This window comes from Brachyspira innocens ATCC 29796 (assembly GCF_000384655.1).
GTDB lineage: Bacteria > Spirochaetota > Brachyspiria > Brachyspirales > Brachyspiraceae > Brachyspira > Brachyspira innocens.
In genome coordinates, this window is the sequence record NZ_ARQI01000127.1 from 1 (window position 1) to 17,466 (window position 17,466).

Genomic DNA, 17,466 nt, shown 5'->3' on the forward strand with positions numbered 1-17,466 from the left:
TGTGTGTTGTGTGTTGTGTGTTGTGTGTTGTGTGTTGTGTGTTGTGTGTTGTGTGTTGTGTGTTGTGTGTTGTGTGTTGTGTGTTGTGTGTTGTGGTTTTTTCATTAATCATCTCCTTATAATATAATATTACTACATATAAGTCAATATATTGAATAATATTATATTAAAATTCTTATATTTCTTATTGTGTATTTTAAACTTTTATAATATAATTTGCAATGTTATAATATTAATATGGAAGGATATAATTTTTTATGAAAAAAATATATATTATTTTTAGTTTATTTTTCTTAAGTTTTGCTTTATATTCTCAGGAAATTACAAATTCTGAACTTTTTACTAATTCCAATAATAATGGAGAAGAAACCATTAATTCTAACAGCATATTTTTTACTGCTATAGAAAGCGGAGATATTTTTAAAGTTAGAGAACTTCTTAAAAATGGTACAGATGTTAATAGTACGAATGCTGAAGGCTGGTCAGCTTTGCATTTAGCCGTGAAAGCTAATAAGCCTGCTATAGTAAAAGAATTATTATCACACAAAAAAATTAATATGAACCCTACACTTCCTGTTGACAGTGTATTTACAGATTCAGATACTAAATGGTATGCTGACGGACAAACACCTCTTTTGCTTGCGGCATATTACGGATATAGTGATATAGTAACTATGCTTTTGAGTTATGGGGCAGATATTTTAGCTAAAGACAGTATAGATGATGCTATGGCTATACATATTGCTTCAGCAAAAGGATATTATAAGGTTGTTGAGGCTATATTAGATTCTGCTGCTGCTAGAAACTCTAAAATAGATATTGTTAATGTAGGTGATAATACTGGTACTACACCTTTAATGTGGGCTGCTATGAATAATCAGGTAACAGTCATATCTATTTTAATTAGATATAAAGCCGATGTTAATATGCAAGATGATGACGGCTGGACTCCATTACATTTTGCTGCAGCTTCAGATAGTTATAGAGCTGTTGAGATTCTTTTAAATAATGGTGCTGATGCTAATATTGCTGATATAGAAGGTAAAAGAGCTGTTAATGTCACTAATGATACTGATATAGAAGCATTATTAAATAAATATATGACTGTAGATAATACCCAGCCTGCAAATCAATAATTTTTTATATTCTTTATATTGTTTTATGGAAGCAAAAAAATTACAAAGATTTAGTGAATATAGTATGTCTACATATTTGCTTTGTCCTAGAAAGTACAGATATACATATATTGAAAAGCCTTTTAAAAAACAAAAAAGAAGTGTTAATGTTTACTTTATCTTTGGTAATGCTATTCATTTGGCTTGTAAGGAGTTTTATGAGCAGAGGGCTGAGGAGAGAACATTAGAGAATTTATATACTATATTTAGAAATGTATGGAAAAGAAGCGGTATAAGAGCTTTCTTTAACAGCAGAGAAGAAGAAAAGGAATTGGGAGAGAGAGGACTTTATATGCTCTCTAATTTCTTTAATTCTTTCTCAAATAAAGTGCCTTATAAAATGGAAAGCTATATGGAAAATAGGGTTAGAGATTATATTTTATTTGGCAGAATAGACAGAATAGATTTATCTGCTGACGGTACATTACAAATAGTTGACTATAAAACAACCAAATATTATGATGTAGGCGAAGATAATGATGAAAGGGACAGAAAAACTATACAGTTAAAATTATATGCATGTATATTAGATGGTCTTAAATTCAAAGTTACAAGCGGATCTTATTATCATTTTGAAGATGATAAATTTGATACTGTAGAGTTTACTCCAGAATCTATTAATTATTTAAGAGAATGGTTTGATGAAATAGTTGATGATATAAGATATGATAGAGCCTTTGATAAAAAAATGGGAAGGCATTGTGAGTTTTGCGATTTCTTTAAGTTATGTCAGGGAAAAGAAGATAATATTGAGGATTTAGTTCTTCCGTCAGATGAGCTTTTTATGGCTAATATAGAAAATTCTAATGACAATTAATTTTTTATAAAGACTCATTAATTCTGCATGTCATTAATTATAAAAAATAGGAACTTTATGAGCAGTCATAATAAAAAAGAATATTCAAAAGAAAATATAATAAAAAGAAAAAAAGATAAGTTTAAAATAAGATATCTGACATTAGAAGATTTAGAAATGTTTAATAATCTTTTAAGATACGCGTTTCAGGTAAGCAATAATGAGCTTATTACTTTAGGTTATGAAATAGATGAAATAAAACAGGCAAAATCAGCTGTATTGACTAAAGCTAAAGTACTTGGCTGGTTTGACGGAGAAAAACTAGCTTCTCAAATAGCTGTGTATCCTATGAAGATGAATATACATGGCGTTATATATAAAATGGCTGGTGTTACAGGTGTTGCTACATATCCAGAATATTCTAATCTTGGTCTTATGAATGATTTGATGATAAAAAGTATAGAGATTATGAAAAAGGAGGGTCAGACTATATCGGTGTTATATCCTTACTCTATACCTTTTTATAGGAGAAAGGGCTGGGAGATTATTTCAGATAAGATGAGTTTTGAAATTAAAGATACTCAGCTTCCAAAAACTATTACAAATAGCGGAAGGGTAGAGCGTGTTGCTTCAGATAGTAAAGATTTGAAAGAGCTTTATGATAAGTTTTCTCATATGAGGCATGGTGCATTGATTAGGGGTGATTTAGAGTGGGAAGAGTATTGGAGATGGGACGTCGATGATACTATAGTTGCCATATATTATGATGAAAAAGATGAGGCTAAGGGTTTTTTAGTTTATGTTATAGAAAATGATATTTTTCATGTCAAAGAGATGGTTTATCTTAATTTTGAGGCAAGGCTTGGGCTTTGGAATTATATATCGGCACATTTTTCTATGGTTGATAAAGTTCATGGTTATAATTATACAAATGAACCTATGGCATTTTTACTCGAAGACAGCGAGATAAAAGAAACTATAAGACCTTATATAATGGCTAGAATTACTGATGTTAAAGCGTTTATTATCAATTATCCTTTTTTAAGAAAGCCTAAAAATAAAAAAATTAATTTGATAATAAAAGATAATATGGCAAAATGGAATAATGGCAGCTTTCTAATATATTGGGACGAAGATAGAAACACTATATGCAAAAGATTAAATAAAGAATATAAAAGAAACTCTAAAGACAGATATATTATAAAGATGAATATTCAGACACTTACAGCTATGCTTATGAGCTATAAAAGTCCGTCTTATTTATACAAAATAGGAAGAATAGAATCTAGTATAAAAGGTATTAATTTACTTGAATCTATTATACCAAAAGAGCAAGTTTACTTTTCTGATTATTTTTAAGTTAATAATATTATGCCTCTTTGACAATTTATATTTATTTTAGTATAATAATACTATGAAAGAGATCAATAGGCTTAATGATTTATTCGTACGATACTTAATCGGTACTGAAGGCAATGAGGATATATTAGAAAATATTGTCAATGCTGTATGATGTTGGTTTTGAGTCTATAGGAAATCTTGAAATAATTAATCCTTATAACTTGGCAGAAAATGAGAATTTAAAAGAGTCTATCCTCGATGTTAAAGCAAAAACTAAAGATGGTAAAAAGGTACTTGTTGAAATACAATTAGTAGGAAATAATAATTTTATAAAAAGAATATTGTATTATATTGCAAAAAATATTTATTAGTGAATTAACAGTACTCAGTATATAAAAAATAAAAAACTTATCAGTGCCTGCCATTTGTAAGAATGATATGTATTGTTACGAACAAGTTTTTTATATTATAATGGATAAAATTTTTTATGAAAGTTGAAATTATAGACACGGCTTACGGCGGATACGGAATTGCTAAAAATAATGATGGGAAAATTATATTTATTCCTCATAGTGTTGAGGGAGATGTATTAGATATAAATATAACAAAAGAAAGTAAGAAATTTTCTTATGGATATATAGAAAAAATAATAGAGCCTTCCAAATACAGAATAAAACCAAGATGTAAATATGCTGGTATTTGCGGAGGGTGTGTATTTAATCATATAGATTATAATAAACAGCTTTCTATAAAAAAGAATATAGTTTTAAATGCTGTTAGAAATATTGAATATAAAAAAGATATAAAGATTATTTATGATAAAAATTATAATTACAGACTTAGAGTAAATATGATAGCAATAAATGGCAGTATTGGTTTTTATAGATTTAAAACTAATGATTTTGCAGCAATTGATGAATGTATTATTTTGAAAGATAGTTTATTTAAAAGAATAAAAGATTTCTCAAAAGAAAATAATATTACAGGCAGTATTTATGCTATAGAAAATAATGATAGAGAGTCTCTTGCTTTTTTAGAGTGTAATAAAAAAATAAATATAAAATCTTTTGAAAAATATTTTAATGGCATAACTGTAAAATATAATAAAACAGTTAGAAGTTTTGGCGATATGAGTATGACTTATAAAACTAAATATGGTAATATAGGCATAGGGCATAAAACATTTTTTCAGAGTAATTTATATTTACTTGATATTTTTCAAGATGAGGCTTTAAAATATATAACTCAAGATGATAATACTATAATAGAACTTTATGCAGGAAGCGGATTTTTTACTGCAGCTATAGAAAGTAAATTAATAAGTTTTAATAAACAATATAAATTTATTTCTTCTGAGATAAGCAAGGATTCTGTATATATAGCAAACAAATATAATTTTAATATAAAGAATGAAGAATCTTTTATAACATTAAAAAATATTAATTATGATATTGATGTATTAGTATTAGACCCTCCAAGAGAAGGCATTGATAAAAAAACTATAAAAGAAATAATAAGAATTAAGCCCAAAAAAATCATATATGTTTCATGCGATCCTATGACTTTTTCTCGTGATATTAATTTATTAAAAGACTATTACAAATTATTAGATTTAAGTATTGTAGATATGTTTGCTGATACTTATCATATAGAAGTTGTATCATATTTAGAGAGATGTTAATTTAAATAAAAGTGAATTATGAAGGATAAAATTATTATCTTCATAATTCAAACTATAATAATTTTTAATTAAAAAAATCTTTCTCTTCTAGTTTTTTGTTTAGCTTCTCTAATTTTATTTTTAATTCATTAAAATGTCTTTGCATTTCATCTCTTTCATTGATTAGTATTGATTTTCTTTCATTTATTGTATTTGTACCTTTTTTGTAAAGTTTAATATATTTTATAATGGAGTCTATTGATATGCCTAAATCACGCATTGATTTTGAAAACTCTATGCATTTCAAATTATATTCATTATAGTTTCTGATGCCGCTTTCGCTTCTTCCTATTTCTGGTATTACTCCTATTTTTTCGTAGTATCTTAAAGTGTCTTTGGTTAGTCCTGTTAATTGGCTTACTTCTGATATAGTCATGATGTACTCCTTATTATTAATTATGAGCCTATTTTAATGTATTAATCTTAATATATCAAATACTTATATCTTATATTTAGTTATAATAAAAAAGTATTACTAAATATTGTTATATATGATATGATAAGTAAAAAATAATAATTGGAATATTTATTTATGGATATAAAATCATTAAAATATTTTCTTACTTCAGCTAGAGAGGGAAGCATTACAAAAGCAGCAAATACTCTTAATCTTACTCAGCCTAATCTTTCAAGACAAATAAATAATTTAGAAAAAGAGATAGGAAAAAAACTTTTTGTAAGAAGCAATTATAGTATAAAACTTACTCCTGATGGAGTGCTTTTAAAAAAGAGAGCCGAAGAGATAATTGATTTAATAGAAAAAACTAAAATGGAGTTTAAGTCTTCTGAAGATGTAATCGCAGGAGACATTTATATAGGAAGCGGAGAGACATATTATATAAAAATTATAGCGGATATTATAAAAGAGTTAAGAGATTTATATCCAAATATAATATATCATATTCATAGCGGAGTATATTCAGATATTACAGAAAAGTTAGACAGAGGACTTGCTGATTTCGGACTATTAATAGGAAGTTTTGATGATGCTAAATACGATTATATAGAAATGCCTTATAAAGAATTGTATGGTTTATTAATGAAAAAAGATTCTCATCTATCTAAAAAAAAGTATATAACTAAAGAGGATTTGTTAAATATTCCAATAATATGTCCCAAAAGATTTTTTAATAATAAATCAAAAAGTAATAAATTTTATGAATGGATTGGTGAAGATATTGATAAATTAAACATAGTTTTAACTTATAATCTTATTTATAATGCTGCTATTATGGTTGAAGAGGGTATAGGATATGCGGTTACTATGGATAAACTTATAAATACAGTAAGTGAAAGTGAATTATGTTTTATACCTTTAAAACCCAAATTATATGTAACTTCAAGTATTATATGGAAGAAAAATCAAGTATTTTCAAAAGCCTCTAAGATATTTTTAGATAAAGTTAAAGAAAAATTAGGCAATTAATGTTTATTCATTTTTTTATTTATTTTGTATGAAACTATAAAAATTAAATGTACTATTTGAGAAGCTCCTATAGTCATCATTATATACTGAAAATAAAAATATAAATCATAAAATGAATGATTTTCTTTAGGTATAAGGAATATAGAGTTAATAATTCCGCTTATTATAAAAGAGTATAGTCCTAAAAATAAAATTATTAAAAATAAAACAATATAAATGTATTTTAAATATGTATCTTTCACTTTTGTATATATGCTTATGAAAATATTATTGGTATGAAGTCCTAGATGAAATATCATAAGTACAAATCCAGACGATGTTGATACTACATGCAAATTTCTTGCAAACTGATTAGATATGAAAGGAGAGAATGCAAATATATCTCCAGACATCATGATAGAACTTACTGCCATTACAATCATATCAAAAAATAATAAAAAATTAATAGTTATAAATAGTTTTTTTATAAATCCGTATTTTCCTTTTATAATGCTGCCATACCATTTTATATTTAATAGATGATGAAGTATAAATAAAATAAATAGAGTAAAACCAAATATACCATGAAGAAATAAACCTCTTCCGGGTCTGTAGCTCATAAGATAAATAAATATAATGTACATTAGAATATCTATTATAATTTTTATTATTTTTTTTAATTTCATTAGCAGTCTGCCTTATTAAATTTTTTACTTAACTCCCAATACCTTTATAAATATTGGGAGTATATAAACTATATAAATAAAAGTAAAATAAAAAAATTTTACCTAAAATTTCAATTATATTTCATTTATAGCATTTAATTTTAACCACTCAGAAATTCTATTTTCTAATTCTCTTCCTCCAGAATAATTAAACTCTAAAGCTAATCCTACATAAGCATCTGGTATAAGTTTAGCCAAATCAGAAACGCTTTCTCCAAACATAGTACCTCCATGACTGCTGAATGTAATAACACTTTTTCCAGAAAAATCATATTCTTTTATAAATGAAAATACAGGCATTGGCATAGTAGCCCACCAAGTAGGGTAGCCTAAAAGTATGACATCGTACTCTTCCATATTTTGAACATGATCTGTTAATTCTGGATATACATTATTATTTAAATCTATCTGAGATGTTTCGTATATGTTTCCTCTTCCTCTGTATGGGGTCTTCATTTTTATTTCTATTATATCAGCCCCAGTTTTTTCTTTTATAATCTCAGCAGCGTTTCTGGTATTTCCAGAATAAGAAAAATAAGCTATTAATATTTTAGGGTTTTGAGGTATTTTTATATTTAGAGAATAAACTGTTTCTATAATGTCATTAATAGGTTTGGCATTTCTTGCTATTCTAAATCCTGTATTTCTGTCTGTGCTTAAAGGATTGCATGCAGAACGGTATGCAGCTCTTAAATGTTTGGCAAAGTCAATATAGCTTCCTCCTCTGCTTACTCTTAAAGAACCGTTTTGACTACCGAAGGGATTATGATTATTTTCTGTATCATATTCCCCGTAATAATCAAAGCACCATTCTGATACATTTCCATGCATATTATAAAGCCCGAATTGATTAGGACTTAAACTATTTACTTCTAATGTTCTTCCTCTATAACGGCTTGTTTTTACATCAGGGTTATGAGGGTTAACATAATTTTCTTCTATAAGATACGGATAGCTTCCTTCAAAATTGGCATTGTCGCTTGTAATATGATTAAGAGAATTAAATACTGTTCTTGTAGCAGCTCTTGCTGCATATTCCCATTCTGCTTCAGTTAAAAGTCTGTATCCATTAGCATTTCTATTCCATTTTACTGTATTTCCCTCTATAGTATATGCTGGAGTAAGTCCTTTGGCCTTGCTTAAAGCATTGCAGTACTCTATAGCATCATACCAAGTAACATTTTCTACTGGAAGATTTTCACCTTTAAAATGGCTTGGATTTTTACCCATAATATTTTGATAATCCTTTTGAGTAACTTCATACGGATCTATGTAAAATGGATTTAGTGTAACTTCATGTAAAACTTCATCTTTATCACGCTGTCTTTCACTATCTGGGCTTCCCATCATGAAAGTTCCGCCTTCTAATAATATCAAATTATCATTTATCATTTTTTCATCTCCTGAATTATTTACCTGTTTGTTTACTTCCTGAGCAAAAACCTGCTGATTTTGAATTATATTATTCTCTGATTTGTTTAATGTATAAAAAACTATTACGGCTATAACCAGAACAGATATTGATATTATTTTTTTATTTTTCATAATTTCCTCCTTTTAATTAAAAATGAAGTTTATAATATATTTTACTAATATTTATTTAAGATGAAAAAGTATGTAGAAAAAGTTATAGAATAAAAATCACATATTATTTTTTATTATTTTTATAAGCATTATATTCTTCATCAGTAACATGCTCTAACCAAGTAACATTATTACCGTCTTTATCTCCTGTTATTGCAATATGCTTCATTCTGCAGTCTGGAGATGCTCCATGCCAATGTTTTTTATCTTTAGGGCAGTAAAGTGCTTCTCCCTCATAAAACTCTAAAATCTCTCCTCCTTCTTCCTGAGTAAGTCCTATGCCTTCAACTACTATCAAATGCTGACCGCAAGGGTGAGTATGCCATGCAGTTCTTGCACCCGCTTCAAATGTTACATATGCTACAGAAAAATGAGAATCTTCATTAGCATCTGTCAATAATTCTACTTCAACATCGCCTGTGAAACATTCTTTTGAACCTTTGAATTTTCTTCCTTCGCCTTTTTTTATAAATACTGTTTTTTCTGGTGCTTTTTGGTATTCATAATCTGACATTTTATTTCTCCTTATTTTTTAATTATTTTTTAATTATTAAATTTTTTATTTTACATTTATTTTTATATTTTTAATCCACTTTTCTATTTCACTTTCTGAATTATTTATACTGCTTGTATTTCCATATATGCTCAATATTTTTCCAACCTGTTTTGATTTAGTTAATTTTTCTATATCTGCTCTGATAATACCAGCTCCGCCTCCTCCATGCGTACAGAAAGGCATAATAATTTTATTAGAAAAGTCAAAACTGCTTATAAAAGATACTACAGGACTTGCCATTGTATTCCACCAATTAGGACTTCCTATAAATATAATATCATAATCATCTATGCTTCCAATATTGTTTTTTAATTTGGGTTTATGATTATTTTTTATATCTCTTTTAGCTTCGTCTAGTACTTTATTATAGTTTGATGAGTATGGTTTTTCTGGTTCAGTATAGAAGAAGTCTATTTTTACATTTTGAAATTCTGATTTTAAAACTTTTCCTATAAGTTCAGCAAGTTTTTTAGTATTTGCTGAATGCGAATAATATGCTATTAATATTTTCATTTTAAGCTCCTATTATTGTTACCAATAAACTCGCTTGAATTCTCTAGCAACTAAAGTTGCTAGAGGCTCGTTTATTTTTTATTGTTGCTAATAAAAATTGTTCGCCCCAAGTATCTGCCAAATAAATTTAGCAGATGTTCACAATTTTTATGGTTATTGCTAATAAAAATTTCTGGCTTAAAGGCTCCTAAAATACACCAAAAATTTTTATATTTACTCTTATAAATAAACTTGTTTTTAATTAATTCTTTATTTTCCTACTATCTCTAAATGCTCCTTTGGATATCTGTCTCCATATATTTTTATGCTTGAAATAGCTTTATTAATATCTTCTAATTCCTCTTTGCTAAACTCTACATTGACAGAAGCTATATTCTCTCTTAATCTCTCTATTTTTCTTGTTCCGAATATTGGTACTATAAATGGTTTTTGATGCACTACCCAAGCTAATGCTATTTGAGATTTTGTTACATTTTTTCTTCTAGCTATATCTTCCAAAACTTCAACTAAACTATAATTATCTTTTATATTTTCTTTTTGAAATCTAGGAATGGAACTTCTAAAATCATTATTTGAAAAGTCAGAAGCATTATTAAATCTTCCTGTTAAAAATCCTTTACCCAAAGGTGAGAAAGGTACAAAACCAATATTTAATTTTTCTAACAACGGTATAAGTTCTTTTTCAGGCTCTCTCCACATTATAGAATATTCGCTTTGTATAGCTGTCAATTTGCATACTTCATCAGCTTTTTTTATAGTATTAATACCTGCTTCAGAAATACCCCAATGCTTTATTTTACCCTCTTTTATTAAATCTTTCATTGTATCGGCTGCCTCTTCTATTGGAGTATTAGGATCAACTCTATGAATATAGTACAAATCAATACAGTCCGTTTTAAGTCTTTTTAATGAACCTTCCAATGATTTTATTATAGTTTCTCTTTTAGCATTAAGTACAGGTTTGCCATTTACAGTTTTTATTCCGCATTTTGTAGCTATTACAACTTTATCCCTGTATTTTTCTAATGCCTCTCCTACAACCTCTTCATTTTTGTATGGACCGTACGCCTCTGCTGTATCAAAGAAATTAACACCCAATTCTATAGCCTCATGTATAACGGATATTAATTCTCTTTTGTCATAATGCTCATCATACACGACACCGTATCCCATACAGCCTAAACCTATTTCTGATACTTCTAAATTTCCTAATTTTCTTTTTTGCATAATTGCTCCTATTGTTGTTAATAAAAATTTAGGGCTTAAAGACTCTTAAAAGACACCAAAAATTTTTATATTTTTTGCTATCAATAAACTCATTTAAAATGAGATATTAACCAAATTTACTATATAATTTTTTATTTACTTAAAAAATATGTACTTTAAAAACTCTATATATAAACCACATCTCAATTAATTTTTAATACCAATCATGTTTTTCATCACGGTTTAATGCTGCTATTTTCTTCATATCTTCATCACTTAATTCAAAATCGTATATCTCTGTATTTTCTATTATATGTTCTATATTACTAGAGCCCGGTATTACAATTACTTCTCTTTGTAAATTCCATCTTAATATAATTTGTGCAGCTGACTTATCATATTTTTGAGCAATATCTTTTAATACTTTATCATTTAAAAGTTCCTTCTGATGTCCTCTTCCTCCCAAAGGATACCAGCCTTGAACAGCTACACCCAAACTTTGAATATACTCTATAACATCACTATCCTGATAATATGGGTGTATTTCATTCTGAACTAAAGCAGGAATTATATTTATTTTAGGAAGAAACTCTTTTAATTCTTTAATGTACCAATTAGAAAGTCCAATAGATCGAATCTTTCCTTCTTTTACCGCTTTCTCAATAGCCTTGTATGCTTCAACATCATTTTGTCCTGGGTGATGAAGAAGCATCATATCAATATATTCAACATCTAACTTTTTTAATGCCTCATTTATAGCATTTTCTGCATAGCTGTATTGATTGGGATATAATTTTGTAATAATAAAAATATCTTTTCTATCAACCTTTGAGTCTTTCACAGCTTTTCCAACTTCTTCTTCATTTCTGTATATATAAGCTGTATCGATTAATCTGACACCATTTTGTAAAGCAAATAGTATAGAATTGTAGCATTCATCATTTAATAGACTATATGTACCTATGCCGTTTAATGGTATTTCATATCCGCTGTTTAATTTTGCTGTTTTTGTATTAAAGTTAAAAACTACTTTATTGTTTTCCATATTAGTATTTGCCTCTGCTTTATTATTTAATGAAAATATTGTTATAATTAAAATAAAAGTAAATAACAAACCAAAAAATACTTTTTTCATTGTTTATCCTTTTTATTAATTTATAAACTATACACCTATAATGCATTACGATATTTGTTTATTTCTATGGAAGAAATTTATAATTAAATTACAAAATATTAAATTTTATAGTTGCATAAATATTTTACAGTTTCAATATCAGTATGCGATAAAAATAAACTCTTTTTTGTATCAAGTTTTAATATCTCATTCATATCATTATCATCTAATTCAAAATCAAACACATTAAAGTTTTCTATAATTCTTTCTTTATGAACACTTTTAGGTATGACAACAACATTTCTTTTTATAAGCCAATTTAATATAACCTGAGCAACAGTTTTATTATGTTTTTTTGCTATTTTTGTAAGGGTTTCATTAGTAAACATATTATTTTTTCCTTCAGCAAAAGGTCCCCAAGATTCTATTTGAATGCCATATTCTTTCATAAGTTTATTATCCTTTTCCCTTTGAAAAAATGGATGAGTTTCTATTTGATTAATCATAGGAGCCATTTTATTATGCATAACTAAATCTAATAATCTATCTGGATAAAAATTGCATACACCTATAGCTTTAATTTTTCCTTCACTATATAAATCTTCCATAGCTCTCCAAGAACCATAATAATCACCGAAAGGCTGATGTATCAAATATAAATCCAAATAATCTAAACCTAGTTTTTCCATAGATACTTCAAAAGCCTTTTTGGCATTATCATATCCTGCATCTGTTATCCATAATTTAGTAGTGATGAATAATTCTTTTCTATCAATACCGCTTTCTTTTATAGCATCACCTACAGCTTTTTCATTAAAATATGCTGAGGCAGTATCTACCAATCTGTATCCTGCTTCTATGGCATTTAATACTGATTTTTTACATTCTTCATAATCTGGTATTTGAAAAACACCGAATCCTAATATAGGCATTTCAAGTCCATTATTTAATTTTACAGTTTTCATACTTGCTCCTATTATTGTTAATAAAAATTGTTCGCTCCAAGTATCTGCTAAATAAATTTAGCAGATGCTCACAATTTTTATGGTTATTGCTAATAAAAATTGTTCACCTTTGGCAGATTATCTTTTAAATAAATTTAACACATTCTCATAATTTTTATATTTGTTGCTATCAATAAACTCACTTATAATAAAATTTACATTCAACATTATTAATTGTCTTCAAATTATAGCATTAGAGTTCACTCCAATGTCAATAGTCATTCTTATAATTTTTTAATTTACAGTAAAAGTTATTTCAATGTTCCCTCTTCCAAGTGCTTCTTTTAAACCTTCTGTATTTTCTATATATCCAAGTCTTGTATAACTGTATGAAGTTCTAAAACTCTCATAGAATAATACTATGCAGTTATTACCGTATAGTAAGAAATCACCTGTTTTTATACTGCCTATATTTTCAGTTTTAGTTGTAAGGTTTTTGCTCAAGTTATAATATTTTTCATTTCTGTTTAAATCATTCATATTAACAGTCAAAGGAAGAAGAGTTAAAAAATCTTTTGCTGTTTGATTATCATATAATTTTAATTTGTATTCTTTATCTTTTATTTTTACATTAATTGTAGTATTCAAAGTATTTAAATTTTCCATAGTTGTATTATCTCCATAAACTGAATTGCATGCTATAGATGACATAATAGAAAAAATTAATAAACTTAAAAAATATTTTTTTATTTTCATAATATTTATCCTTAATCATTTTTATTTTTAAGCATATCTTTTTCATGTACTGACATTTGATGTCCGTAATTTTCTATTTTTTTATTTAGTTTATCTAAAGTAGCCTGAAGTTCATTTAATTTTTCCTGCATAACATCTCTCTGACTTACTAAAAGCTGTTTTCTAGCTTCTAATGTAACATCACCTTTATTGTAGAGCTTTATATATTCTATTATAGATTCTATAGACATACCTGAGTTTCGCATACATTTTGAAAACTCTATCCAACCCAAATCATAATCAGTATAGTTTCTTATTCCGCTTTCGCTTCTTCCTACTTCAGGTATTAGCCCTATTCTTTCATAATACCTTAAAGTGTCGGCAGATAATTCAGTTTTTTTGCTAACTTCTGCTATTGTCATAATATTAATTACCTCCTTTATTTTTGTATATTATAGCATTAGAGTGCACTCCAATGTCAATATTTATTTATTAAAAAATTATAGTATTAGTATCAAATATATCAAATACTTATGTATTATAATTATTTATAACATAAAAGTATTGAATAATTAAACTTAAATAGTTTTAAGATCAGCAGTACATATTTTGATATTTTCTTCTTCCAATAATAAAGTTCTTATAATAATATTAAATTTGAGAGCTTGTACTCTTTTATTTTTAGCTTTATTAATAATTAATACTATCTTTTTTCATGATTTGTATTATTTCATAGATATTCCTTTTTTGTTTAAGGAATGCATGCTTTTTTTACTAAAAAGAATATCTATTGCTCTTAAACAATCTTATTATATACTTTATATTGCCTAAATTTACAATTATGATATAATCAGATGAATAACTGAATTGATTCTATACACTCATATTATCATATTACTAATTTTGTATTATTAAATATTATATTTGATTAGGATACATTATAATGATTGATGAAGAAGCTATATATAATTATGATGTCTTTATAAGCTCTAGAAATACAGATTTAGACAGAAAATGGGCTAATTGGCTTATTAAAGAATTTGAAAATTGGAGTGTGCCTAAAGAATTAATAAAAAAAGGTTTTCAAAAAAGAATAGGAAGGGTATTTAAAGACAGTGAAGAATCCTCAAAAGATATCAATATAAACATAGAAAAAGCATTAATACATTCAAAATATTTAGTGGTAATATGTTCAAAGAATAGTAAAAAATCTGAAAGAATAGAAAATGAAATAAAGATATTTAAAGAATTAGGCCGTTCTGAAAGAATAGTTGCTTTATTAATAGACGGAGAGCCTTATGAAGCTTTTCCTGATGAATTAACATTTATAGAAGAAAACGGTACAATAAAAAAAATAGAACCGCTTGCTGCTGATGTAAGAAATAAAACGGATCAAAAAGAAAAAGAAACTAAAAAAATAGCATTATTAAAAATATTATCATGTATATTGGCCTGTAATTTTGATGATTTAAGACAAAGAGAAAAAATAAGAGAAAAGAGAAAATTTAGAAATAAATTTATAATATTATCATGTTTTTTTGCGGCATTATCGTTAGCTGTTATTTTGATATGGGATTATAATAGATTAAAAATTACTTACTATAATAATTTTGTATATCAATACGGACTTCCTAAAGGCATAGGAAAATTAAAAAAGTCTATGTATTTAAAAAGAGCTGTTACATATATATTTGAAGAGCAAAGGCGTGTTTTAAAGCAGGTAAGGAGAGTTAATAGTTTTGGAAGATTAAGAGATGATGAAAATAATTTTAATATAAGTGTATGGATTCCAGAAACTGATGTGTCTGGAAATGTAAAAAGAATAATATGCAAAGATCATAATAATAAAATAGTAATGATTAGAGAATACAGCTCTGATTTAAAAATAATAGAGTTTCAAAATGAATTTAATCTTCCATTTGTATCTGACGAAAGTTCTATAGTAAGATATGAGGTAGAATATAATGATAAAGGATATATTACAAATGAATTTTTTTATAGGGATTCTTGGAACACATTTGTATCAGATATAGACGGCTTTTACGGAAAAAGATATGAAGTTGATAATAATGGTATGATAATAACAGAATATGGTATTAATATGGAAGGAGAAACCATCATAAATAGAAACGGTGTATTTAAAATAAAATTCTACTATAACAGACTATACAGTATTATAAAAGAAGAATTCTTGGATAGTGAAAATAATTTGTTTTATAATATGCATGATGATTACGGATATTCATATATAGAAAAAGAATATGATAAATACGGCAATTTAATAAAAAAATCATTTTTTGACAATAATCATAATAGGATAATACCTTTAAATAATTTTTATTCTTCTGTATATTATGAATTAGACAGTTTCGGAAATATATCTTGTGCAAATTATTTGGATTCTAAAGATGAATATATACATTTCTCATACTCAAAATGTTATTTCAAATATGATGAATTAGGCAATAATATATATACATATTTTCAGAATATGAGCAATCAAAATGCTTATAATACAAATGGTTATTCTATATGTTCTATAAAATATGATAATAATGATAATATAATAGAAAAAACATATTATGATGCCAATACAAATATTTCTTTTATAAAAGACGGGTATTCTATAAAAAGAATAGAATATGATAATAATTTTAATAAAAGCTCTGTTTCATACTACGGAAACTATACAAATAAGATTTTAAATAATTATAATTATCATAAAAAATTAGTAATGTATAATGATCATAATAGGATTACTAATATTTCATATTATGATATTAGCGATAATAAAATAAATGCCTATGTATATAGCCATGAATATTTAGGCTATGAAAGTTATGCTTCTCATTTAATAGAATATGATAAAAAAGGCAACATTATAGAAAATGCCTATTTAGATGAAAACGGAAATTATAAAAATATATCATCAGGATATGCAATATGCAGATACAGTTATAATGATATAGGACTGCCTGTAGAAGAAACTTATTATGACAGTAATGAAAATAAAACATTATATAATAACACAAAAAAATGCTTTTACGGATTTCATAAACTTACACGTGAATATGATAATAATGGTAATGTTATAAAAATTTTATTTTATGATGCAGATAATAATTTATGTATGGCAGATGTAAAATATAAATATTCAGCTTTTGACAAAGTAAAATGTGCTGGAATTATGTATGAATATGATAACTCTAAAATAACTAAAATTATATATTTGGGAACTAATCAAAAAGCAATAGATGTTACTAAAGGTATATCTATAATAAAATTTTAAGATGCGGAAATAAAAAAATAATATATAAAAATATAAAATGTAATAGCTTTTAAAAATAAGACTGTTTTTTATAAAAATCATTTTTATTAACCTTAATTTCATTATGATATTTTTTGAAATTTAATATACAGAATTATATAGAAATATGATAATAGTAACATAATAATTAAACGAGTTTCTATGATATTAAATAATAATCTCACTGAAATCAGATTTGTATATGCCAAAATGACTATTGATTATTACTATACTGGAAAATCATATACAAATTACTACAACAAAAATAATGCCATAATAAAACAATTATAAATAAAAATTATGAATATTTGAGATTTTGTATAATAATTTATTTAATCATAAAAT

17 protein-coding genes and 1 pseudogene are annotated in these 17,466 nt (G+C 26.1%); 8 read left to right on the forward strand and 10 right to left on the reverse strand.

The window, feature by feature from the left end; translation table 11 throughout:
* Positions 1–257 precede the first annotated feature (257 nt).
* From F811_RS0113010 to F811_RS0113030, 5 genes and pseudogenes are all read left to right on the forward strand, one after another.
* A complete protein-coding gene (locus tag F811_RS0113010; RefSeq protein WP_020005672.1) occupies positions 258–1,136 on the forward strand; it encodes an ankyrin repeat domain-containing protein in 879 nt (292 codons plus the stop codon).
* Positions 1,137–1,161: 25 nt separating this feature from the next.
* The gene (locus F811_RS0113015; RefSeq protein ID WP_026364461.1) at positions 1,162–1,992 is read left to right on the forward strand and encodes a RecB family exonuclease; all 831 of its coding nucleotides are present in this window, start codon (positions 1,162–1,164) and stop codon (positions 1,990–1,992) included.
* Positions 1,993–2,049: 57 nt separating this feature from the next.
* Positions 2,050–3,330: a GNAT family N-acetyltransferase gene (locus F811_RS0113020; protein ID WP_020005674.1), complete on the forward strand. Its 1,281-nt coding sequence runs from the start codon at positions 2,050–2,052 to the stop codon at positions 3,328–3,330.
* Positions 3,331–3,385: 55 nt separating this feature from the next.
* Positions 3,386–3,677 (forward strand): annotated as a pseudogene (locus tag F811_RS16130) (Rpn family recombination-promoting nuclease/putative transposase); the annotation flags it as partial.
* A 122-nt stretch (positions 3,678–3,799) separates the two neighbouring features.
* Complete coding sequence (locus tag F811_RS0113030) at positions 3,800–4,993, forward strand: class I SAM-dependent RNA methyltransferase (protein WP_020005676.1); 1,194 nt, start codon at positions 3,800–3,802, stop codon at positions 4,991–4,993.
* A 64-nt stretch (positions 4,994–5,057) separates the two neighbouring features.
* On the opposite strand, the gene F811_RS0113035 is transcribed toward F811_RS0113030, so the two are convergent.
* Positions 5,058–5,408 (reverse strand): MerR family transcriptional regulator, encoded by a 351-nt coding sequence (locus F811_RS0113035; protein WP_020005677.1) that lies wholly within the window; start codon positions 5,406–5,408, stop codon positions 5,058–5,060.
* 156 nt (positions 5,409–5,564) lie between these two features.
* Here F811_RS0113035 and F811_RS0113040 point away from each other — a divergent pair, with 156 nt between their 5' ends.
* Complete coding sequence (locus F811_RS0113040) at positions 5,565–6,458, forward strand: LysR family transcriptional regulator (RefSeq protein WP_020005678.1); 894 nt, start codon at positions 5,565–5,567, stop codon at positions 6,456–6,458.
* Here the strand turns inward: F811_RS0113040 and F811_RS0113045 are convergent.
* The 9 genes from F811_RS0113045 to F811_RS0113085 all read right to left on the reverse strand — a co-directional run bounded on the left by F811_RS0113045 (position 6,455) and on the right by F811_RS0113085 (position 14,236).
* Positions 6,455–7,123: a DUF4405 domain-containing protein gene (locus F811_RS0113045; RefSeq protein ID WP_020005679.1), complete on the reverse strand. Its 669-nt coding sequence runs from the start codon at positions 7,121–7,123 to the stop codon at positions 6,455–6,457. The two genes, F811_RS0113040 and F811_RS0113045, sit on opposite strands and share 4 nt — an antisense overlap.
* A gap of 114 nt (positions 7,124–7,237) precedes the next feature.
* On the reverse strand, positions 7,238–8,707 hold the full coding sequence (locus F811_RS0113050) for a flavodoxin (RefSeq protein WP_020005680.1): 1,470 nt from the start codon (positions 8,705–8,707) through the stop codon (positions 7,238–7,240).
* Between the two features lie 103 nt (positions 8,708–8,810).
* Positions 8,811–9,260 (reverse strand): (R)-mandelonitrile lyase, encoded by a 450-nt coding sequence (locus F811_RS0113055; RefSeq protein WP_020005681.1) that lies wholly within the window; start codon positions 9,258–9,260, stop codon positions 8,811–8,813.
* A gap of 45 nt (positions 9,261–9,305) precedes the next feature.
* A complete protein-coding gene (locus F811_RS0113060; RefSeq protein WP_020005682.1) occupies positions 9,306–9,815 on the reverse strand; it encodes a flavodoxin in 510 nt (169 codons plus the stop codon).
* 249 nt (positions 9,816–10,064) lie between these two features.
* Complete coding sequence (locus F811_RS0113065; protein WP_020005683.1) at positions 10,065–11,042, reverse strand: aldo/keto reductase; 978 nt, start codon at positions 11,040–11,042, stop codon at positions 10,065–10,067.
* Positions 11,043–11,235: 193 nt separating this feature from the next.
* On the reverse strand, positions 11,236–12,156 hold the full coding sequence (locus F811_RS0113070; protein ID WP_020005684.1) for an aldo/keto reductase: 921 nt from the start codon (positions 12,154–12,156) through the stop codon (positions 11,236–11,238).
* Positions 12,157–12,254: 98 nt separating this feature from the next.
* Positions 12,255–13,100, reverse strand: a complete 846-nt coding sequence (locus F811_RS0113075; RefSeq protein WP_020005685.1) for an aldo/keto reductase — start codon at positions 13,098–13,100, stop codon at positions 12,255–12,257.
* A 273-nt stretch (positions 13,101–13,373) separates the two neighbouring features.
* Complete coding sequence (locus tag F811_RS0113080) at positions 13,374–13,835, reverse strand: cyclophilin-like fold protein (protein WP_020005686.1); 462 nt, start codon at positions 13,833–13,835, stop codon at positions 13,374–13,376.
* An 11-nt stretch (positions 13,836–13,846) separates the two neighbouring features.
* Positions 13,847–14,236 (reverse strand): MerR family transcriptional regulator, encoded by a 390-nt coding sequence (locus F811_RS0113085; RefSeq protein ID WP_020005687.1) that lies wholly within the window; start codon positions 14,234–14,236, stop codon positions 13,847–13,849.
* 521 nt (positions 14,237–14,757) lie between these two features.
* Between F811_RS0113085 and F811_RS0113095 the strand changes: the two genes are divergently transcribed.
* Together F811_RS0113095 and F811_RS17130 are read left to right on the forward strand one after the other, a co-directional pair.
* Positions 14,758–17,103, forward strand: coding sequence for a toll/interleukin-1 receptor domain-containing protein (locus F811_RS0113095; RefSeq protein WP_020005689.1), 2,346 nt, complete (start codon positions 14,758–14,760; stop codon positions 17,101–17,103).
* Between the two features lie 180 nt (positions 17,104–17,283).
* The gene (locus tag F811_RS17130) at positions 17,284–17,412 is read left to right on the forward strand and encodes a hypothetical protein (protein WP_281167088.1); all 129 of its coding nucleotides are present in this window, start codon (positions 17,284–17,286) and stop codon (positions 17,410–17,412) included.
* Positions 17,413–17,466: the final 54 nt, after the last annotated feature.